The organism is Streptomyces hilarionis, assembly GCF_024539675.1.
Taxonomy (GTDB): Bacteria; Actinomycetota; Actinomycetes; order Streptomycetales; family Streptomycetaceae; genus Streptomyces; species Streptomyces hilarionis.
Genome location: NZ_JAHHIT010000511.1, coordinates 1 through 381, shown reverse-complemented (window position 1 = coordinate 381; position 381 = coordinate 1). Strand labels below are relative to the sequence as shown.

General features: G+C 47.0%; 1 protein-coding gene. It reads left to right on the top strand.

Features of this window, described 5'->3' with window-relative positions:
* Nucleotides 1-381: sensor histidine kinase (locus tag KMS84_RS44085; RefSeq protein WP_256921432.1), on the top strand; the 381-nt coding region annotated here is incomplete at both ends.

The window sequence follows — 381 nt, the reverse complement described above, 5'->3', positions numbered from 1 at the left end:
GTGCATAAACATATTAATGTCGGCAAGGCAGCCTCTACGCTGGATAGTGCTGACTATCTCGTCCAATTGTGCGCTGGCTTATCTACGATGCTGGGATCTGAAAGCCAGATGGTAATCTCAGTCGACGCCGTCCCACTGGCGTTGGATAGTGAACAACTCAGCCGAATCGGTCTGATTGTTAACGAATTGGTGACCAATGCATTGAAATATGGAGCCTCTAAAATCAACGTTCATTTAACACCATATCAGCACCAATGCTGCTTGACTGTGAGCGACAATGGCAGAGGCCTCCCGACTGACTTTGATGTACATAAAATGTCGGGGCTGGGAATGAAGGTGATCACTGAACTGGTAAAGAACCTAGATGGTTCGCTAAGTCAT